This window comes from Roseinatronobacter alkalisoli, from assembly GCF_028745735.1.
In the GTDB taxonomy this organism is placed as follows: domain Bacteria; phylum Pseudomonadota; class Alphaproteobacteria; order Rhodobacterales; family Rhodobacteraceae; genus Roseinatronobacter; species Roseinatronobacter alkalisoli.
The window spans coordinates 51,390-71,094 of sequence record NZ_JAQZSM010000005.1 but is presented as its reverse complement, the minus strand read 5'-3'; the positions used below and the strand labels follow the sequence as shown (position 1 = coordinate 71,094).

The window sequence follows — 19,705 nt, the reverse complement described above, 5'->3', positions numbered from 1 at the left end:
GGTTTCCCTCAGCGGATGGCGTAATAGCGAAAAAGCGAATGGTCCGGCGGATCATCCGGGGTCACATGGGGTTTGCGCACGGCCACGCCCACAATCACTGTGCGGTTCAGCCATGCATGGGGGCCGTCCTCCGGGGCCTTGAAATAGGGGGTGCAGCGGAAATAGGCGGGTACATCGGGCGGATCGTCCGGCCCCTGCCCCTGCGTGCGCAAGGGCCGGTGAACATATCCCAGATTGCGGATATAGATCAGCGCGCCATCATCCGCCCGGATCATGTAATGGGCGTTCAGTTCCACCACACCATCCGCGCGCACCACCGGCCAGTCAGCCCCAGAATAATCGACAAGCTGCCCGTTCAGCAGCGGTCCTTCAACCATGGACCCGACACCCACCGACGTATAACCCAGCTGCGCCCCACCATAGATTGGTCCGGTACTCCAGCGTTTGTCGAAATTGATGCGGATGTCGAAAGCATGTTCATGCATAAGTGCCAGCGGATCGGGGGTTGTCATGCGACCTCCTCTTGATGACGGGCGGCGGGCGCGGGACGGCCCATGATCAGATCGGCGGCCTTCTCGGCCAGCATGATGGCGGGGGCCTGCGTGTTGCCGCCCGGTATATCCGGCATTGACGAACAATCCACGACACGCAAGGCATCAATCCCGCGCACCCGCAGGTCCGCGTCCAGCACCGCATCATCCCCCGTGCCCATGGCACAGGTAGAGGTCGGGTGCATCGCGGTGCGCACAGCCGCGCGCACATAGCCGTCAATTGCGTCGGCTTTGGTCAGGGCATCGGGGGGCAGCACCGCGCCTTTAACCAATGATGCCCCGGCCTTTGTCGCGAAGAAGTCGCGCGTCAGAGCAACAAAGCGGCGGAACGCCAGGCGGTCGGCTTCAGCGTCCAGCAGGTTCAGGCGGATGCGCGGCTTCGCCGCCGGATCGTTTGAGGCCAGCCGCACCCAACCCCGGCTTTCGGGGTGAAGCAGCACGTTGGCCACGGAAAACCGCGATCCGACCGACCGGCGCAACCCCGGAAACCACACGTCATTATTCATCGCAACCGGGCTGATCAGCGTTTGCAGATCCGGGCGGTCAAGCCCGTCGCGGCTGCGGATGAACCCCTGTATCCCGACCGGTAATCCCGCAGCAGGACCGGTCCCGGTCAGTTGCCACCGGATGACCGAACGCGCCAGCCGGTCCAGCCGCAATTCGCGGTCAAAGGTGAAATTCCCGGCTGCATCATAGAAATGCGCGACACTTGCATGGTCTTGCAGATTACGCCCCACGCCCGGCAGATCATGCAAGGGTTCGACACCGACCGCGCGCAGCTCATCCGCAGGGCCAATTCCCGACAGCATAAGAATCTGCGGCGATCCATACGCCCCTGCGGACAGGATCACTTCGGCCGAAGCGCGGATTACTTCGGTCCTGCCGCCGCCCCCGCGCGATAGTTCCACGCCCACGGCGCGCCCGTTTTCGACCAGCACGCGATGCACCAGCGCCCCCGACATCAGCTCAAGGTTCGGGCGTGACAGCGCAGGGCGCAGGAACCGCGCAGCCGTTGACCCGCGACGCCCTTTGTGGACGGTGAAATCAGGCGTCGAGAACCCTTCTTGCTGGTCGCCGTGAAAATCCTCGATCACGGGATATCCCAGTTCCTGCGCCGCGCGGGCAAGGGCGGGATAGACCATGTCATCTGTCTGATGCCGTGCGACCGTCAGCGGCCCCCCTGCCCCGTGATGGCGTGATGCCCCGCGCCAGTTATCTTCCGACCGGATGAAATAGGGAAGCACCTCGTCAAAAGACCAGCCAGTCAGCCCCTTTTGTGCCCAAAGATCGTAATCACGGGCATGACCGCGCGAATACATCATGCCGTTGATCGACGAACACCCCCCCACAACCCGGCCCCGCGGCACCGGGATGACCCGGTTATCGGCATGGGGTTCGGGTTCAGTTGCATAACCCCAGCTTAGCGAAGGGTCGTTCATCGCCTTGAACCATGCCAGCGGCATTGCCACACTGGGGCGTTTTTCGGACCCGCCCGCTTCGATCAGCAATACACGGGCGGCGGGGTCTTCGGACAGGCGCGCGGCCAGCACGCAGCCTGACGACCCCGCACCAACAACGATATGATCGTAGCCCCTGTTCATGCGGCCGGGTTTTCCGGCAGCATTGACGCAGGCACCCAGTTGCCATGCAACCCGCCGCGCAGACGCAATTCCAACGGCATCCGCGCAATCGGCCCTTCGTCAATGCGCATCGCATCAAACAGCACAAGGTCCGAGCGGTGCTCTGCCAGCACATTCTCCACCGCGACCAGATAACCGTCGCCTTCGCTGACGGAACCGGGGCGCGGAATGAAGGCCGGTTCCTGCAAGGTTGATGTCGTGCCGGTGAAATACTGCTTCGTCTTGCCCGTGGCATGGTCCATATGGCCCAGCAGATTGGGCATCAGCCCGGACATGGAGCGCCCATTGGGCAATTCCAGTGGACGATCAAGATCCTGCGCCAGCATGAAGCCGTGCCGATAGGGCATAGCGGCATAGCGGTCATCAATCCGTGGAAATTCACCCACGAAATCCGAAAGCCGGGTCATTGAATGAAAGTTATCCGACTTGTCGTTCATGTTCACCGCCCAGCGGGTCATGACTGCTGCGGCCTCCGCGCGGTTAAAAGGCGCACCGTGGACATCAGGGAAGAACGGAAAGCCGTTATTTCTGGCCATGGGCACGTCGAAATACACCATCTCGCCATCGTTGAAGGCATTCATGACATGGCTTGCGAAACAGTTGGGGGCCTTGAACCAGCGAATATCCTTTGCATCGCCCCGGCGCGGCAAAATGCCCAGATAAACCTCTTTGGTGGTGTCGAACCCGAAATGCGGTTTGCGCTCTTCCAGCCGTTCCCATGAACCGACGATCGGCACGACATGGAAACAGGCGTAATCCTCTGTCAGGCCGAAATCATGCATCATGCAGTAATAGGGCAGTTCGAACCAGACTTCGTGCTTGATCTTGTTGTCGGGGCTGATCTCGTAATAGGCCATGTCCTTGGTGATCAGGCCCTTGGCGGCATAACCAAAGGCACACATATCACCGGTATTCGGGTCAAACTTGGGGTGCGCGGTGAAGGTCTGACTGGTCATCTGGCCGTCAAGATCGCTGTACCCTTCGGTTTCCAGCGTCCAGGGGTCCATCAACACCGGCGGGCTGTCTTCTTTCAGCGCCCAGAGCTTCTTGTTCTGGACCACGACATTGGTGTTGGCCGTGCCCCGGTATTCGCCTTTCACGCTTTCGTCGTCGTCCAGCGGGTTGCGATAGGCCCCGAACAGGGCCTTTCCGGCGTCGCGTTCCAGTCTGAACTTGTCCGTGCGGACATAGCGCTGCTTGAAATCAACCCGCCCGTTTCTGAACCGGAACGCCGACACCATGCCATCGCCGTTGAACGGGATGTCAGTGCCCAGCTTGGGCGGAAACTGCGCATCCGGCGCGACGCGAAAGAACACGCCATCCAGGTCTGAGGGCACCTCTCCGATGACCTCCAGATCCCTTATGTCAGCCTCAACGCGCGAGGGTTTGTTGAAGCCCTGAAAACTCGGGTGGTCGGGAAACGGTTGCATAATCTGCCTCGTCATTTCGGGACGCCGCCCAGGCGTCATGTGATCTCATAAAACCGAAGGCGCACCCCGTCCGGGTAACGCGCGCCTGTCGAAAGAAAAAGCGAGCGGTTCAGCCAGTCATACTTACCCTCGGGCGCGGTAAAGACCGGGGTCGCGCGAAAATAATATTCCGACGGATCAACCAGTTCGCCGCGCCCCATACGGGCCATAACCTCTGGCGGGCCGTGCCGGATGCCAGTGTTGCGGCATTCGACCAGCACCCCGTCATCGGTTTCCAGCAGATAGGTGGCCTCTACCGCTGTCACGCCATCCGGGCGCACCCATTGCCAGTCAAAGCCCGAAACCATGCGCCCGCGGATACGCTCGCCCTCGAACGGGCCGTCAGGTTCTATCGGAATGACCTGCCGACGCGACCCCCTGACCTGTCCGATCACCATGGGCGGGCTGACCTGACCGCTGGCCTCGAACAGCAATTTCAGTGCCGGTTCCTGCATTTTCCGGGACTCCGCCGTTGTATCCGGGTCGGAATTCCGCCCGGATACGGTGATCATTCGGCACTCAACGTCACATCCGCAATGGTAGAACGCACAAGATGACGTGGTGCAGGTGTGTAGGAAATGCCCGGCTTCATGGCGTAGACGGACACATTGTTCCACAGCGGTATCTGCGGCACATCCGCGTGCAGAATGCGCGTGGCCTCAACTACCAGCGGCGCGCGTGTGTCGGGGTCTACGGTCTGCACCGCTTGTGCCACCAATGCGTCAAATTCGTCGTTCTGCCACTGAGCAAAAGGCGATTGCGACCAAAAGGTGAAGGCCAGCGCGATGGTCGGGTCGAAATATTCAGCCAGCGGTGTCGGCGTGATCCCGACCCATGCCTCCCTCGACCCCTCGCCCTTGGCGGCGCGGATCTTGCCTACGAAATCCGGCACATCAAGGCTGGATACATTGGCCCGGATACCGACCTGTTGCAGATAGATCGACACGACCTCTGCGGTTTCGCGAATACCCGCATTTTCACCACGCCACCAGATCAGCGGCATGTCGAACCCGTCAGGATACCCGGCTTCGGCCAGAAGCTCTTTTGCGCGCTCCGGGTCATAGCCGTAATGTTCCAGTTCGGGGTCAAACCCGATCTCGTTCGGGCCGAAGGCGACGTGGCGTTTTGGCACACCTTCAAACAGCCCATCCACGATGCTGTCAGCATCGATTGCATGCGCCACCGCGCGACGCACGCGCACGTCATGCCATGGCACATCGGGGTTGTTCATGGTGAACTGCACCGACACGGTCGGCGTGACCGCGACTTCCTCGATCTGGAAGCCGTCCCGTTCCAGCGCATGGCGTTCAGTGAAGGGTACGTTCAGTATCAGGTCGGCTTCGCCCGTGCGCAGCATGGCAACGCGGGTGCTGTCCTCATGAACAAACACGAAGCGCAGGTTCTTCACCTCGGGGGCACCACCATGATACCCCTCAAAGGCCTGCATCTCCATCGACTGGCCGGGTGTGTAGCTGACCAATGTGTAAGGCCCCGTGCCAACAGGGTTGGCCACGAATTCCGCCTCGCCCACTTCATCGTAATAGGCCTTTGACAGCACCGACAGGTTGCGCGGTGGCAGATAGGTCACATCAGCCGATGTGAACACGAATTGCACGGTGCGTTCATCCAGCTTTTCAACCCGGTCGAAATTGCGCAAGCGCGACTGATAGATCGGCGAACGTTCGGCCATGCGTTCATGGCTGAAGATCAGATCATCCGCCGTCAGGGGCATTCCGTTGTGAAAGGTCACGCCGTCCCGGATGGTGAAGGTCAGCACCGTCCCGTCATCGGAATAGGAAAAATCCGCAACGCCCGGCACAAGATTACCCTCGGCATCCAGCGCCACGATGGGCTCGATGATGTTTTCAAGCGTCGGGCGACTAAGGACCGTGTTGATCGAAATCGACGGGTCCAGTGTGTCCGGCTCGTGGTTGATCGCAACCACGAATGGCGAATTGATACTGTCACTTCGCGCCAATGCCGGTCCCGTCATGGACATAACAATCAGCGCCGCAACGGCGGCTTTCGTGAATTTCATTTCGCCCTCCCTGACAATGGCCCTGCGCGGCACCTCTCCACGCGGCGGCCCGCCCGGATGATAAGATGGATCACCCGGCGTTTTGCATAATTGTTCATATTACTGATGTTTTTTAAAGTCAAGTTTTCAGGACAGGTTTTCGACAATCTATCAGACATGGAAAGCACCGTTTTCCATGCCACACCGCCAGCTCCGACAGGTGCACCGCACAGGCACAATGCCGCACCTGCGCGCTTTTGACTTGCCGCGAAGGCCATTTTTCTGTCTAGTGTTCAAGATCATCAGCGTCGCAACGATGCTGCCGCATATTACTGGTAATTAGTTCAGGATACCTGAAAAAAATGAAAGAAATGTCTACTGACGGGTTTACGGAGACACGCCCGGATATCGACGGCAATGACCTTGCGATGATCGAAGAATTGTCGAGCTTTTACGACCGCCCCGGTTTCCTGATCCGTCGGGCGAACCAGATCGCTGTGTCCTCCTTCATGGAGGATTTGGGGGAGTTGGGAATCACGCCGACACAGATGTCATCGCTTGTCGTAATCTCGGAAACACCGCAAATTGATCAGATCACACTTGCTCGGCGTATCGGCGTTGACCGCACCACAATTTCAATGGTGGTGAACGGTCTGGTGGAGCATGGTTTCGTGCGTCGGGAACAATCCAGCCAGGATGCCCGCAGGAAGGAAATCGTAACCACCCGCGCGGGCCGCGCCTGTGCCATGCTGGCGCGTGACAACGCTGTGCGCAATAACGCCAGGCTGCTGGGTTTCTTCACCGAAGCGGAACGCGAATGCCTGGCTGCGCTGCTGCGCCGCCTGATTGATGATGTGCCCGCACATGCCCCCGACTGGATTCGCCCCGACGGGACGACAAGATTCGGCACCGAATCCACGCTCGCCAGGGATTTCCCCGAACATGCCAACCTGTATAACGCCTTCGGGTTCCTGTTGCGCCGCACCCATCAGACGCTGGAAAGCGTCTTTATCGAAACAACAAAATCACTTCGGCTGACGCCGCGCCGCTATGGTGTGTTGCGGATTGTCGACAAGGGCCAGCCGGTCGAACAGATCAGCGTGGCGCGCTGGCTGGCGCTGGATGGTTCGACCACAGCGACACTGGTGACAGAACTGGTGCGCAGGGGCTTCATTATGCGCGATGCCCATCCCCATGATCGTCGCCGCAGGCTTCTGCGTCTGACCGATGCGGGCAAGCAGTTGATCACTGACGGTCACCCGCTGGCCTTCGAAGCATCTCAGAAAGTTCTGGCCGTGCTGGGAAAGGATACCGACACATTCCGCAATCTGATCCGGCGGTTCATTGTTGAAAACGACGAATTCAGCCGCGTGCCATTGCAGCGCGCGGTCACGCTGGCGCTGCGTCAGGCCGACATCTGAATGACACCATCACGCCAACGCCTTTTGCCCGCATAGCGCATGACAGGTGGCCACTGACCCATTCGGCCCCGGCACGCCTGGCGGGGTTTCCTGTCGGCAGATCGGCATGGCCATTGGGCAACGGGTATGGAAATGGCACCCGGTTGGCGGGTTCAGGGGTGAAGGCACCTCTCCCCTGATCATTCTGACCGGGGCCGCTGCCCGGTCAGGCGTGACCTTCAGCGCCGACGAAAACAACGCCTGCGTATAGGGGTGGCGCGGGTTATCCGCAATTTCACGCGCCGGGCCTTGTTCGACAATGCCACCCAGATACATGACCGCGATCCAGTCGCATTTATTCGCAACCAGTTCAAGGTGATGGGAAATCAGGAAATAGGCCAACCCCAGTTCTTCCTGGAGGTCGTCCAGCAGGTTCAGAATCTGCGCCCGCACGGAAACATCCAGCGCCGAAACCGGTTCATCCAGAATCAACAGCCTTGGGTTCAGCACAAGCGCGCGCGCAATCGCAATACGCTGGCGCTGACCACCGGAAAATTCATGTGGTCCGCGCCGGGCGGCATTGGCTGGCAGGTTCACCAGTTCCAGCAATTCGGCGACACGCACATCAATCTGTCTGGCAGAATACTTCCCGGCCGCCTGCATTGGCTCGGCAATAATCTCGCGCACTTTCATGCGCGGGTTGAGCGAACCGTAAGGATCCTGGAACACCGTCTGGATGTTCGATCTGAAATCGTGAAGCGCCTGACCTGTCGCGTTCTGCACCTCTTTGCCGTCAAACAGGATCTTGCCGCCGGTCGGGTCAAGCAAACGCAGGATCAACCGGGCTGTGGTTGATTTGCCGCAACCACTTTCACCGACCAGACCAAGGGTCTCTCCGGCGCGTAGGGCAACATCAATCCCGTCCACCGACTTGACCACTTTGGGGATACGCCGGAATGGTAGGCCGGATTTCAGATAAAAATACTTTTGCAGCCCGCGGGTTTCCAGAATTATATCGCTCATGTCATTCCCTCTCCCGCGTACCAACATGTGGCTTGGTGGATATCAGACAACTGTATCCGGGGTGGCGCCGCGTGGTGGCACTGCTCATTCGCCAGCGGGCAGCGTGGCGCAAAGGCGCAGCCGGGCGGCAGATCCCCCAGATCGGGTGGCTGACCTTCGATGGTGGGCAGGCGGCCCTTACCTTTGGGCACGGTGGAGCTTTCCATCAGCGCGCGGGTATAGGGATGGCCGGGGTTGTCGAATATCTGGCGCACCGGCCCGGTTTCAACCACCTCACCCGCATACATTACCATGATGTCATCGCAGATATGCGCAGCGACGCCGAAATCATGGGTGATGATCATGATCGATACACCCAGCGTGTCACGTAAATGGCCCAGCAGGTCAAGAACCTGAACCTGAATCGTCGGGTCCAGCGCGGTTGTCGGTTCATCCGCAATCAGCAGGGCGGGGTTCCAGGCAATCGCGATGGCGGCGACCACACGTTGCAACATTCCGCCGGACAATTCATGCGGATACTGCGTCAACCGGTCCTGCGGGGCGGGAATGCCCACCGCTTCCAGCAGTTCAATGGCACGCGCGCGGCGACGGGCGGCAGGCATCCGGCCATGCATGCACAATGCCTCGTCGATCTGGTCACCAATGGTGAACAGCGGATCAAGCGACACTGACGGATCCTGCAGCACCATACCGATGGATTTGCCGCGGATCGCACGCATCGCGCGGGGCGATTTTGTCAGCAGATCTTCGCCATTGAACAGGACCGTGCCGCCGGTCACTTTCGCGGATGCGGGCAACAGGCGCATCACCGACAGCGCAGTCATGCTTTTGCCACAGCCGGATTCCCCGATCACACCGACAACGCGACCCCGTCCCACCCGGAACGTCAGATCACGCGCGGGGCGGACTACGCGCCCCTCGCGGCCCGCAATCTCAACCGTCAGACCCGCGACATCCAGCACGAATGGTTCAAGTTTTTCCTGACTGCTCATGCGTATCTGATCCTTGGGTCAACGACGCAGAACAACAGATCCACGGCAAGGTTAAGAAGGATAAGGAACGTCGCAATCAGCAACACACCCACCTGAATCACCGGGTAGTCGCGGCTGATGAAACTTTCGATCATCAGACTGCCAAGTCCCGGCCAGTTGAAGATCGTTTCGGTAATCACAGTGCCGCCCATCAGGTTGCCAAGTTGCAGACCCGACAGCGCGATCACCGGGATCAGCGCATTGCGCAAGGCATGCCGCCACAGGATGCGCCCTTCGGACACGCCCTTGATGCGCAAGAACTTGACATACTCACTCTCGATCGTTTCCAGAATCGCGGATCGAGTCATGCGCATGATTGCGGCCAGCGGAAACAACATCAGCGTCATGGCGGGCATGATATACGATGCGGCCCCGTCCCGCCCGGACGTGGGCAACCAGCGCAGCATTACCGCAAACAGTAAAATCGCCATGATCGCGATCCAGAAATTCGGCATTGACTGCAGCAGAACTGCACTGGTGCGAATGCTGCGGTCCGCCCATCCGCCACGGTAATAGGCCGCGACAAGGCCCAGCGACACCCCGACCACAAGCGCCAGAACGAACGCCATCAGCGCAAGCTCTACCGTGGCAGGCAAGCGCTGAAGGATCACTTCAAGCGCGGGGCGCTGATAGCGCAGCGACTCCCCGAAATCGAGAGTCAGCATACCACGCATGAAGTTCAGGAACTGAACCGGGATCGCGCGGTCCAGCCCGTGCCGGGCGCGATAGGCCGCAATCTGTTCGTCGCTGGCATCCTGTGGCAGCATCAGCAGCGCCACGTCCCCGGACATCCGGGTGGCAACAAAGATCAGAAGAAGCACGCCAAGCACCGTAATGACGGCCAGTCCCAACCGTTTGAGTATGTAATTCGTCATGGCTTACCTCTTCTTCAGTCTGGGATCGAAGTAATCGCGCAGCCAGTCACCCAGCAGGTTTGCGCCAAGAGCCGTCAGGGCAATCGCCATCCCGGCAAAGGTCGGTATCCACCATGCTGAAGTCAGATACGCCCGCCCATCCGCGACCAGTAGCCCCCATGCAGATGCAGGGGGCTGAATACCCAGCCCGATAAAGGTGATCGCGGCTTCGATCACCAGCGCAGCACCGAATTGCAGGGTGATCAGAACAATGCAGGTTGGCAGCAGGTTGGGCAGCAGATGCCGGGTGAAAATGCGCCAGTCGCTGGCATTCGCGACGCGCGCAAGCTGCACGAAGCCGCGCGACTTCAACGCCAGCGTCTCACCCCGGATCACGCGCGCGTAATCGGCCCAGAACACAAGGATGATCGCGACCAGAATCGTCGTCAGACCACCACCCAACACCGCCCCGATCAGGATGGTCAGCAGCACTGGCGGGATTGACATCTTGACGTCCACGATTCGCATCAGAATCGTGTCCACGATACCACCGTAATACCCCGCAAGCATGCCGACGGCAGTGCCGATGATGGCCGCCGTCGTGACCGTGACGGTTGAAACGATCAGCGCAATCCGCGCCCCTTCAATCAACCGCGACAGCAGGTCGCGTCCGAACTGGTCAGTGCCCAAAAAATATCGCCACTCGCCCCCCTCCAGCCATACGGGTGGTGTCTGCCTGACAGTAAAGTTGATGGCAGTGGGGTCGTGCGGCCATATCCACGGACCGAACAGCCCGCAGACAACCATCGGCAACAGCAACAGCACCGGGATGATCGGGTACTCGAATACCCGCCGCATTGCATAACGCCGCTTTCGTGGCGGGGCCTGTATGCTTGTTTCATTCGTCATATCGGTCGAAGCCACTGCTCCGGTCCTCCCATTTTGTCTCAGGCCGCGTCCCCAAGAATCATGTCGGCGGCTTTTTCACCGATCATGTAGACAGCGGCATTCGTGTTCGCGCCGGGGATTGTCGGCATGATCGACGCGTCGACCACCCGCAGCCCGGCAATGCCGTTCACCTTCAGGTCCGGTGCAACCACAGCACCCGCGTCACGCCCCATCCGACATGTGCCGACCGGATGCTGGGTCACCCCCGCTTTCGCCCGGATTGCTGCATCGATTGCATCGTCATCCGTAAATTCGGCCCCCGGCATGATTTCCTTGCCGATCAGCGCGGCCTGACTTTCCATGCCGTAGACACGGCGCGCTTCACGCAGGGCGCGGCGCAGCACTGCGATATCTTCGTCGTCACCCAGCAGGTTCAGATGCACGCGCGGCGCATCGCGCACATCACCGGAACGCAGCGCCATCCGACCACGGCTTCTGGGATGAAGCAGGCAGATTGATGCATAGAACGCATGCGGCGGCGGCGCAGTCAGCCCCGGAAACCACAGATCCGCACGGATCGATATGGGCGAGCACAAAAGCTGCACATCGGGTCTTTGCGCCCCCTCGGACACGCGCAGAAGCGCTGTGCCGGAACACACATGACTGGCAAAAGGCCCTTTCCCGGTCAATGCCCATCGGGCAAAGGCCAGCGCCGCGCGGTCATAGCGCAGGCGGTTGGAAAATGTTGTAGGCTGTGCGGCTTCATAGATCAGGTCAAGCCGGGGATGTTCCAGCAGGTTCTGGCCCACCTCCGGCAGGTCGCGGCGCACCGTGATCCCATGCGCACGCAGTTCGGCCTGCGGACCAAGCCCCGAGACCATCATGATCTGCGGCGAATTATATGCGCCTGCAGACAGGATCACCTCGCGCGCCGCACACCATTTGTGCCGCTTGCCCTTGCGCATTCCTTCAACCCCGCTCACCCGGTCCCCGTCGAAACTCAGCCGTTCGACCGTCGTGTGGTCAAGCACAGTCAGGTTGGCCCGCGCACGCACGTCGCGCGTCAGATAGGCGCGCGATGACGATGCCCGCCGCCCGCGCATGTCCACCGCAATGTTTCCCGGCCCGAAGCCTTCCTGCACCGCGCCGTCGTAATCTTCGGTAATCACGTGCCCGGCAGCGGCGAAAGCATCGCGCAGCGGTTCGTGAAACAGCGCCTCATTCCTGATCGGCTGCACGCTGACCGGACCGGACCCGCCGTGATAGGCGCCTTCGCCGCGCCAATGGTTTTCGGACCGTTTGAAATAGGGCAGAACATCATCGTACCCCCAGCCGTCGCAGCCCAGATCACGCCATTCGTCGTAATCGCCGCGATGCCCGCGAATGTGGAACATGCCGTTGATCGAAGATGACCCCCCCATCAGCCGGCCCCGCGGTATCGGGATTGCGCGATTGCCTGTGCGTTCTTCGGGTTCCGACAGATAAGGCCATGTAAACTGCGGCATTCGAAGTGCGCGCATGAAACCTAGCGGCATCCGGATAAGGGGGTGTGCATCGCTGCCGCCCGCTTCCAGCAACAGCACGCGGTGGCGCGGATCAGCACTTAGCCGGTTGGCCAACACGCAACCCGCAGACCCGGCCCCCACGATGATGAAATCATAGTCTGCCACGTTCAGAGCACCTTATAATACCACAGGTGCAGCGTTTCCGGATGCCGCTCGCCAAAGCCTATGAACACAGTGCGGGTAAGCCAGTCATATTTGCCGACCGGGGCTTCAAACACGGAATAGGTGCGGAAATAGTATTGTCCCGCATCCACCACGCGCGTTTTCATCTGGTCGCGCAATTCGGGCGCGATCACGCGGTATCCCGTATTACGGATATTCACCAGCACACCGTCATCGGTTTCGAACGAATACCGCGCGTCAATGCTGTCCACACCATCGGGGCGCACAAGCGGCCATTCGGTGCCACCGGGCAGGATTTCACCACGAATACCGGGGCCTTCGACAGTACCGCCGCCAACCGTCATGATCAGCCGTTCACCCGAGCCGTGCAGATTGCCGATATTGCGCGCCGGGTTCACTGTCACCTTGGTCGCAAAAGCGAATTCCAGTTGCGGCGTCATGTTTGGCAGCCAGATCGGTGCTTCGTTGGTCAGATCTTTCATGTGTCCTGCATCTCCTATCAGCCCGCGTGGGGAATGGACCACGCGCGCGCAATTCCCGGTCATTCGAAGCTGACATCCTTGAGCATCACCACTGGAAAGAACTTCTCGGTCGGGGTGAATCTGACGCCGCTGTCCATGGCGTAGACCGCGACAAAATTCCAAAGCGGGATCACGGCTGCTTCTTCATGCATCAGACCAAAGGCCTTCTTCAGAACCTCCCCTCGGGCGTCGGGATCAAGCAGCGCGTTGGCTTCGTCGATATACTGGTCCAGCCGGTCATCCCGAAACGGCGTGAAGGGAGAACGCGATGTATAGGCCACGTTCAGCGCCTCTATCGGGTCGGACTGATTGGCATAGGGCAAGGCACTGATACCAACATACACGCCTTCCGGATCACCGGAAACATTACGGATCTTGCCCAGGAACTGCGCGGCATCCAGTGTCTGGACCTCTACATTGATGCCCAGTTCACGCAGATACAGCGATGCGGCCTCAGCCGTTTCGCGCAGCCCAGCGAATCCACCACCCCAGATATCAAGCGGCAGATCGAACCCGTCCGGATACCCGGCCTCCGCCAACAGTTCGCGCGCGCGGTCCGGGTCATAGGCATAGGGCGTGATCGTCGGGTCATGGCCCAGTTCCCCCTCTGCCACGGTTGCTGTCACTTCCGGAACCCCGGCAAGCAAGCCGTCGATGATGGACTGCCGGTCCACGGCATGGGCCATCGCCTTGCGGACACGGACATCATACCACGGCACATCCGGGTTCAGGTTATGGAACTGAATCGCGATGGTCGGATGTGCCGCCAGATATTCCATCCTGAACCCGTCCGCTTCCAGTCTGGGTACATCGGGATAGGGAATATCCATCACCATGCCCACCTCACCGGCCTGCAACTGCGCCAGCCGGGTGCCCGCTTCGCGCACATAGCGCAGGGTTGCGTGCTCAACCTGCGGCAGATCACCATGGTAATTGTCATATCGCTTCAGAACCAATTGGGTGCCGGGCGTGTAGGACACGAATTCATATGGTCCGGTGCCGACAGGGTGGCGCATGAACTGGGTTTCACCGACGCGGTCGAAATAGGCTTTTGACACAATCGACAGACTGCGCGAGGGCATCATGCCAGCGTCCGGCGTATGGAATGTGAACCTGACGGTACGTTCGTCCACGACATCCACCGCGTCCAGCGCGCGCGCCCGGCGGGCGTATTGTGGGGCATTTTCCAGCATGCGATTGTGGCTGAACAAGACATCCTCTGCGGTCAGCGGGTCGCCGGAATGGAATGTTATGCCGTCACGGATACGAAACACGATTTCCAGCCCGTCATCGGATATTTCCCAATCAGCGACAGTTGAGGTCAGCGCGCCATCCGTCGCCGTGCTCCACAATCCTTCGGTGATGTTTTCCAGACTAACGCGCGCACCCGGCGCATGCGCGGTGGACGTCATGTCCAGCGTGTCCGGTTCTTCCGCTACCGCGACACTGAAATTATCCGGCGTGGCTTGCGCAAACAGCGCATTGCCTGATGCCGACAATAGCAATGCCCCCGCCGTCACGACCTTTGCCATAGCTGTCATTGGTATCCCCCCTGCCGGTATCGGCGACGCCCTCCCCCAGGGCATCAAACACCGTTCCGACCATTGCCGTTCTTCGGTCAGGCTAAGCGAGATTTGGATATAGAGCAACTAATAATCATATTACAGATGAAATTTATTGCAGCCATATGATCAACCCTTCGTGTGCTCAGCACTCCACCATAAAATACATGTAACTAATTATTTTTATATATTTTTTTTATAAAGCTTAATGTCCAGACAATGATGAATAGGCAGGATTCAACAGAAAACTCTCGGAAAAACTGGAAAATTAGGCAGTTCCAGCATGTTTCTAAGAATCGGACATGCGTTCCCGCAGGACCGAGTCCTGCACAGCTATCGCTGCACCAAGGATTTCGGCCGCCACGCCATCAGACCCAGCCCAGGCCACGAACTGATCAGGCCGGACCAGAACCGCAGCCGCACCATATCTTTCGGCCAGCGCCGGGTCAGGCAGATGACGTATGACCAGCGGCAGGGCCAGTGCCGCCGCCGCAGTCCTGAACCTGTGCGCACGCGCGCCCACGTCACCATCAAAAATGAAAAGCGTGAACCATGGCCCCAGCGCATCATACAAATGCCCGGCGCCATTCACCGGCGCGGGTGCCAGATGATGCCCCGCCCGCGCTTTGAAGCAGTGATCACCCCGCGCACCCGGTTGCCCGCCCGACCCGCTGACAATCGATGATCCGGCATAGTTCGGCGCAAAATTCACCACCTCATCCATATCGGCACGGCGCGCCCAGGCATCCCGGAACGCTGCTTCGTTCCGTACCGGGTCATATTGCTCCAGAAACGCGCGGTCCTGCTCAATGAAACGCGCAATAAAATCGCGTGCGGTCGATTCGAACACTGCGCGCCGCTCTTCCTGATAGCTGTCGAGCAGCGCTTCACTGCCCCAACCCGCGCCGGTTGCGGCAAGCTTCCAGCCAAGATTCACCGCATCCTCCAGCCCGCTATTGACCCCATATCCGCCATAGGGTGGGTGACTGTGCGCTGCATCACCTGCGATAAAAACACGGCCCTTGCGGTACTGGTCAGCAAGCGAGAACCGCATATCCCAGAACCCGACATGATCCAGCCGCAGGTCGAACCGTTGCCCGACAGCGCGGTGCAGCAGCGCTGCGAAATCATAGTTTTCTGCGGTGGTCCCTGTCGGCACCGGGGCATGGAAAAACCAGCTTCTGCCGTGATCGACCCGGCCAAAAAACCACCAATACCCGTCATTTTCCGGGTTCAGCACATTGTAGAATGCCTTGCCCGGATAGCGCGCAAGCAGGCGGTCCAGCTCTTCGCTTTCAAACACCAGCAGCGCCATCTGCCTTTCGTGGTCCTCTCGTGTTTCGGTGATGCCCGCCGCTTTGCGCACAAAGGAATGACTGCCATCGCAACCGACCAGATAGCGCGCGCGCAGGCTTTCGGTCGATGTGCCGCCCCGTCTGGCAATTTCCAGCGTCACACCGTTCTGATCCTGGGCCAGCGCCACCCCCTCAAATCCATAACGCACTTCGATATTGGGCAATTCCGCCACCCTGTCGCGCAGCACCCGCTCGGTCACGTATTGTGGCAGGCGGGCATGGCGGGTGTGATAAAACTGCCCCACTTTGGAACGGTCCAGCCAGTTTTGCGCATGATCTCCCAGCAGCGTGCCATAAACCGTAAGCCCCCCGATACCACCACCTTCAGGAATGGGATGGGCACTGCGCAGCGCGGCTTCGCAACCCCAGAAATGAAAATGCTCTGTGGTGCGCTGGGTAAGGTTCTGGCCTTTCGGTATCGGCTGCGGTTTGTGATACCGCTCTATCACAGTGACATCGCACCCGCGCTGCGCCAACTCAATAGCAAGCCCCATGCCAACCGGCCCGCCGCCATTGATGATAACATCACACTTCATATGTGCGCCCCACCATTTCCGCTGGAATTACGGCCTTAACATCATAACACACATGATATGCCTTCATCCAACGAATTTCTGTTGTGCTACCGTCACCCATGGCCAGATATTTCTTGATCTTCTATTGAACCTTTGAATTTTTCCAAATCCTTGGCTTACATCTGCGGGTTTCCAACGCCTTCATCCGGCGGACAATACGAAGATCACGCCTAAATGTAAAGAAATACTCATATTACTGATGTTAAACTTAGCGCCGCGAGCGGGAAAGTATTTCTCAACTTGCGGTGGGGGGGGGGTCAGACCTGCATCCAATCCGCCCCGTATTGGACAGTGTGCGCCCCGGCGAGGGCCTGCACCCGGTCGAGTTCCGACAACAGACCAGCTATCCGCGCCTTTCCCATCCGCACACCGGCTTCCGGCCAGAAGCGGCGCACAACAAGCGCGTTATTCGCGCGCTTCACATCAAGACGCCCAATCATGCGGTCACCCTGAAGCACCGGAAAGACATAGTACCCGTATTGCCGCCGGGCTTCGGGAACGAATATCTCAATCCGGTAGCGAAAACCGAAAAGGCGCTCTGCGCGCGCCCTGTCACGCAAAACGGGATCAAACGGCGACAAAAGGCGCACACGCGAAGACGGCTCGGGCAGCGCAGCGGCACTTTTCAGGGCGACTTCGGTCGTGAAGCTGCGCCGCACGGACCCGTCCGCCATCCCGATATCCGCTTCGATGATATGGCCGCGGGCAAGTGCTGCCGCGCACCAGGATTTTGCTTCGCTATTGGTCACGATATCGAAGAAAGCGGCCAGTTCACCATGTGTACCAAAACCGATCCGTCGCAGCGCTTCTGACATGGCCCAGTCGATGACTTCATGATCATCATGGCGGATATTCAGATGCACAGCCGGGATGACACGTTCTGTCAGGTCATAGAATTTCCGGAACCCCCGACGATGGCAGATCGCCAATTGCCCGGACCGCCACAAGAATTCCAGCGCGGTCTTGGACGGGTGCCAGTCCCACCACCCCGATGTCCCTTTCTTTTCATCCCCGCCAACATCAAGCGAGCAGGCGGGGCCGTTATCGGCGATATGCTGCAACACGGTATCGAGTTCGGCCTGCCACCCGTCGCGGCGCCATTGTGGCCAGCGTGCCCGCATATGCGCCGCGTCGCGGGCAAATTTCAGGCGCCACATCGGGTAAAACTGCATCGGGATAACGGCGGCATCATGGGTCCAGTGTTCAAACGCAGTCCGGGACGCTGCGACAAGGCGTTCAAGGGCCTGCGGCCGGTACTGCCCACGGCGGGACCACAGGATCAGATCATGCGCACGCGCAAGTGTGTTAACACTGTCGACCTGAACAAAACCAAGGCCCTGAAGTACGCCGTCCAGATCCTTGCCTTTGCCGGGGCCTGACCCCGGACGCAACAACAGATGCCGGTCCAGAAACAGGCGGCGGGCGTGCTGGTTGTTCAGGAACGGGCGTATCATCCGGGCACTATCGCCGATACTGCACAAGGAACACAATGGCCCGTCTGGCGTGATCATGCCGGTTTACTTGGCATTTCCGGATGCCCGGGGCCGGACCAATGATATTCCGCAATCCGCGAACTGATCATCCGTTTGCATGTCAGTCCGGCACACACCTGTTCAAAAAAGTAAACCCCTAGCTTGAACACATCTTTACAAATTCCGGAGCATCCTTCAAAAAATTTGCTGAACTGGACTCGGCTTCGCCGAGTGGCTTCTCCGGGCGCCTATCCCCCGGCAATATTGAACGTTGCTGAACATGTTCAATTTGTATCCGGTTTTGTTTATCCGACACCATTTCGCCGGATAGCAGCGTTCTGTGAATAACAGCGTGTACGGAAATGAAGATAATGCCAAAGGTCATGCGCAAATTTGCGCGCAAGCGGTTTGAAGCCCTGATCACCGCAATCTTCCGTAGCGGAACGCTTATCGTTGATGGCCCGGACGGACAGCGCTACCGGATGGGCGATCAGACCGGCACGAAGGTTCACATCCGCATCGCAACCTGGGACAGGGTGTTCCGTCTGGTACTGAACCCCGACCTGGCCTTGGGTGAGGGGTTCATGGATGGTGATGTACAGATGATCAAGGGATCGATCTATGATCTTCTTGCTGTCATCTTTCAGAATCTCGGATCCGATGACCCCCCGGGGATGTCGCGCGTCACGCGCAGCGTGTTCCGGCTGGTGCTGCGTTTCACCAGCTATAATTCGGTCGGCAAATCAAAGCGGAACGTTGCCCATCACTATGATCTGGATGGACGACTTTACGAACTGTTCCTTGACAGCGACCAGCAGTATTCCTGCGCCTATTTCGAAACGCCGGAAACTACACTGGAAGATGCGCAAATGGCCAAGAAGCGGCATCTTGTTGCCAAGCTCCATGTGCAACCGGGACACAGCGTGCTGGATATCGGATCAGGCTGGGGCGGTCTGGGCATATATCTGGCCCGTTACGCCAAAGCGCGCGTCAAGGGCGTTACACTGTCTGAAGAACAGCTTGCCGTTTCACGGGCACGGGCGGAAGACGAAGGTCTTCAGGGTCGTCTGAATTTTGAACTGCGGGACTATCGCTTGCTGGACGAACGTTTCGACCGGATTGTTTCAGTCGGGATGTTCGAGCATGTGGGGCGCAAAAGTTATCATGAGTTCTTCTCAAAGGTCCGCAGTCTGCTTGCCGATGACGGTGTTGCGGTTCTCCATTATATTGGCCGGACAACGCCACCGACTGAAACCAACGCCTGGATCCTGAAATATATCTTTCCCGGCGGTCACATGCCGTCCCTTTCCGAGGTGCTGCCTGAAATCGAACGGCAGGGGCTTGTGGTCACAGATATAGAGGTGCTGCGCCTGCATTACGCCGAAACTCTGCGCCACTGGCGGGAGCGATTCATGGCCAGACGGGAACAGGCGGTCGCACTTTATGACGAACGTTTCGCGCGGATGTGGGAATTCTACCTTGCCGCATCCGAAAGCGCTTTTCGCTATCAGGGGCTTGTTGTCCACCAGATTCAGATGGTGCGCGATCAGAATGTCTTGCCACTTGCGCGCAACTACATTCAGACAGCCGAAGACGCTTATCGCCAGCGCGAGACAGAATTGCACGACGACGCAATGGCGAAGGCAGCGGAATAAGCAC

At 59.1% G+C, this 19,705-nt stretch carries 16 protein-coding genes and 1 other annotated feature; of the genes, 2 read left to right on the top strand and 14 right to left on the bottom strand.

All coding sequences use genetic code 11. The features are described from left to right. Positions 1-8: 8 nt before the first annotated feature. From PUT78_RS07490 to PUT78_RS07470, 5 genes are read right to left on the bottom strand one after another with little or no spacing between them, the layout of a single operon-like run. Positions 9-512 carry a DUF3237 domain-containing protein gene (locus tag PUT78_RS07490; RefSeq protein ID WP_274351629.1) on the bottom strand — a complete coding sequence of 168 codons (504 nt, stop codon included), beginning with the start codon at positions 510-512 and terminating at the stop codon, positions 9-11. Further along, a complete protein-coding gene (locus PUT78_RS07485; protein ID WP_274351628.1) occupies positions 509-2,152 on the bottom strand; it encodes a GMC family oxidoreductase in 1,644 nt (547 codons plus the stop codon). The genes PUT78_RS07490 and PUT78_RS07485 overlap by 4 nt, the downstream gene beginning before the upstream one ends. Then, positions 2,149-3,636: a lignostilbene-alpha,beta-dioxygenase gene (locus tag PUT78_RS07480; RefSeq protein ID WP_274351627.1), complete on the bottom strand. Its 1,488-nt coding sequence runs from the start codon at positions 3,634-3,636 to the stop codon at positions 2,149-2,151. Before PUT78_RS07480 ends, PUT78_RS07485 begins: the two co-directional genes overlap by 4 nt. A 20-nt stretch (positions 3,637-3,656) precedes the next feature. Further along, positions 3,657-4,172 (bottom strand): DUF3237 domain-containing protein, encoded by a 516-nt coding sequence (locus tag PUT78_RS07475; RefSeq protein ID WP_274351626.1) that lies wholly within the window; start codon positions 4,170-4,172, stop codon positions 3,657-3,659. Continuing rightward, the gene (locus PUT78_RS07470) at positions 4,169-5,698 is read right to left on the bottom strand and encodes an ABC transporter substrate-binding protein (RefSeq protein WP_274351625.1); all 1,530 of its coding nucleotides are present in this window, start codon (positions 5,696-5,698) and stop codon (positions 4,169-4,171) included. The genes PUT78_RS07475 and PUT78_RS07470 overlap by 4 nt, the downstream gene beginning before the upstream one ends. Positions 5,699-6,039: 341 nt before the next feature. Between PUT78_RS07470 and PUT78_RS07465 the strand changes: the two genes are divergently transcribed. Beyond that, on the top strand, positions 6,040-7,098 hold the full coding sequence (locus tag PUT78_RS07465) for a MarR family winged helix-turn-helix transcriptional regulator (protein WP_274351624.1): 1,059 nt from the start codon (positions 6,040-6,042) through the stop codon (positions 7,096-7,098). Between the two features lie 9 nt (positions 7,099-7,107). Here PUT78_RS07465 and PUT78_RS07460 read toward each other — a convergent pair whose 3' ends face one another. The 9 genes from PUT78_RS07460 to PUT78_RS07420 form a co-directional block, all read right to left on the bottom strand. After that, positions 7,108-8,100: an ABC transporter ATP-binding protein gene (locus tag PUT78_RS07460; RefSeq protein ID WP_274351623.1), complete on the bottom strand. Its 993-nt coding sequence runs from the start codon at positions 8,098-8,100 to the stop codon at positions 7,108-7,110. Then, the gene (locus tag PUT78_RS07455; RefSeq protein ID WP_274351622.1) at positions 8,097-9,092 is read right to left on the bottom strand and encodes an ABC transporter ATP-binding protein; all 996 of its coding nucleotides are present in this window, start codon (positions 9,090-9,092) and stop codon (positions 8,097-8,099) included. The genes PUT78_RS07460 and PUT78_RS07455 overlap by 4 nt, the downstream gene beginning before the upstream one ends. Continuing rightward, positions 9,089-10,006: an ABC transporter permease gene (locus tag PUT78_RS07450; RefSeq protein ID WP_274351621.1), complete on the bottom strand. Its 918-nt coding sequence runs from the start codon at positions 10,004-10,006 to the stop codon at positions 9,089-9,091. Before PUT78_RS07450 ends, PUT78_RS07455 begins: the two co-directional genes overlap by 4 nt. Before the next feature lie 3 nt (positions 10,007-10,009). After that, positions 10,010-10,909: an ABC transporter permease gene (locus PUT78_RS07445; RefSeq protein ID WP_274351620.1), complete on the bottom strand. Its 900-nt coding sequence runs from the start codon at positions 10,907-10,909 to the stop codon at positions 10,010-10,012. 23 nt (positions 10,910-10,932) lie between these two features. Next, entirely contained in the window at positions 10,933-12,543 is a 1,611-nt protein-coding gene (locus PUT78_RS07440) for a GMC family oxidoreductase (protein WP_274351619.1), read from the bottom strand. A gap of 2 nt (positions 12,544-12,545) precedes the next feature. After that, positions 12,546-13,043, bottom strand: a complete 498-nt coding sequence (locus PUT78_RS07435; protein WP_274351618.1) for a DUF3237 domain-containing protein — start codon at positions 13,041-13,043, stop codon at positions 12,546-12,548. A gap of 59 nt (positions 13,044-13,102) precedes the next feature. Continuing rightward, positions 13,103-14,623 (bottom strand): ABC transporter substrate-binding protein, encoded by a 1,521-nt coding sequence (locus PUT78_RS07430; RefSeq protein ID WP_274351617.1) that lies wholly within the window; start codon positions 14,621-14,623, stop codon positions 13,103-13,105. A gap of 310 nt (positions 14,624-14,933) precedes the next feature. Further along, positions 14,934-16,535, bottom strand: coding sequence for an FAD-dependent monooxygenase (locus PUT78_RS07425; RefSeq protein ID WP_274351616.1), 1,602 nt, complete (start codon positions 16,533-16,535; stop codon positions 14,934-14,936). A gap of 296 nt (positions 16,536-16,831) precedes the next feature. After that, on the bottom strand, positions 16,832-18,028 hold the full coding sequence (locus PUT78_RS07420) for a winged helix-turn-helix domain-containing protein (protein ID WP_274351794.1): 1,197 nt from the start codon (positions 18,026-18,028) through the stop codon (positions 16,832-16,834). 229 nt (positions 18,029-18,257) lie between these two features. Then, positions 18,258-18,311: a sequence feature (sul1 is cis-regulatory element that is thought to sense ions involved in sulfur or methionine metabolism; They are found in Alphaproteobacteria), on the top strand. A 106-nt stretch (positions 18,312-18,417) separates the two neighbouring features. On the opposite strand from PUT78_RS07420, the gene PUT78_RS07415 reads away from it, so the two are divergent. Further along, positions 18,418-19,701, top strand: a complete 1,284-nt coding sequence (locus PUT78_RS07415; RefSeq protein ID WP_274351615.1) for an SAM-dependent methyltransferase — start codon at positions 18,418-18,420, stop codon at positions 19,699-19,701. Positions 19,702-19,705: the final 4 nt, after the last annotated feature.

What these genes read in the sequence shown, in the direction of transcription:
- PUT78_RS07490 (WP_274351629.1), bottom strand. Translation starts at nt 512, where the DNA reads ATGACAACCCCCGATCCGCTGGCACTTATGCATGAACATGCTTTCGAC.
- PUT78_RS07485 (WP_274351628.1), bottom strand. Translation starts at nt 2,152, where the DNA reads ATGAACAGGGGCTACGATCATATCGTTGTTGGTGCGGGGTCGTCAGGC.
- PUT78_RS07480 (WP_274351627.1), bottom strand. Translation starts at nt 3,636, where the DNA reads ATGACGAGGCAGATTATGCAACCGTTTCCCGACCACCCGAGTTTTCAG.
- PUT78_RS07475 (WP_274351626.1), bottom strand. Translation starts at nt 4,172, where the DNA reads ATGATCACCGTATCCGGGCGGAATTCCGACCCGGATACAACGGCGGAG.
- PUT78_RS07470 (WP_274351625.1), bottom strand. Translation starts at nt 5,698, where the DNA reads ATGAAATTCACGAAAGCCGCCGTTGCGGCGCTGATTGTTATGTCCATG.
- PUT78_RS07465 (WP_274351624.1), top strand. Translation starts at nt 6,040, where the DNA reads ATGAAAGAAATGTCTACTGACGGGTTTACGGAGACACGCCCGGATATC.
- PUT78_RS07460 (WP_274351623.1), bottom strand. Translation starts at nt 8,100, where the DNA reads ATGAGCGATATAATTCTGGAAACCCGCGGGCTGCAAAAGTATTTTTAT.
- PUT78_RS07455 (WP_274351622.1), bottom strand. Translation starts at nt 9,092, where the DNA reads ATGAGCAGTCAGGAAAAACTTGAACCATTCGTGCTGGATGTCGCGGGT.
- PUT78_RS07450 (WP_274351621.1), bottom strand. Translation starts at nt 10,006, where the DNA reads ATGACGAATTACATACTCAAACGGTTGGGACTGGCCGTCATTACGGTG.
- PUT78_RS07435 (WP_274351618.1), bottom strand. Translation starts at nt 13,043, where the DNA reads ATGAAAGATCTGACCAACGAAGCACCGATCTGGCTGCCAAACATGACG.
- PUT78_RS07430 (WP_274351617.1), bottom strand. Translation starts at nt 14,623, where the DNA reads ATGACAGCTATGGCAAAGGTCGTGACGGCGGGGGCATTGCTATTGTCG.
- PUT78_RS07425 (WP_274351616.1), bottom strand. Translation starts at nt 16,535, where the DNA reads ATGAAGTGTGATGTTATCATCAATGGCGGCGGGCCGGTTGGCATGGGG.
- PUT78_RS07420 (WP_274351794.1), bottom strand. Translation starts at nt 18,028, where the DNA reads ATGATACGCCCGTTCCTGAACAACCAGCACGCCCGCCGCCTGTTTCTG.
- PUT78_RS07415 (WP_274351615.1), top strand. Translation starts at nt 18,418, where the DNA reads ATGCCAAAGGTCATGCGCAAATTTGCGCGCAAGCGGTTTGAAGCCCTG.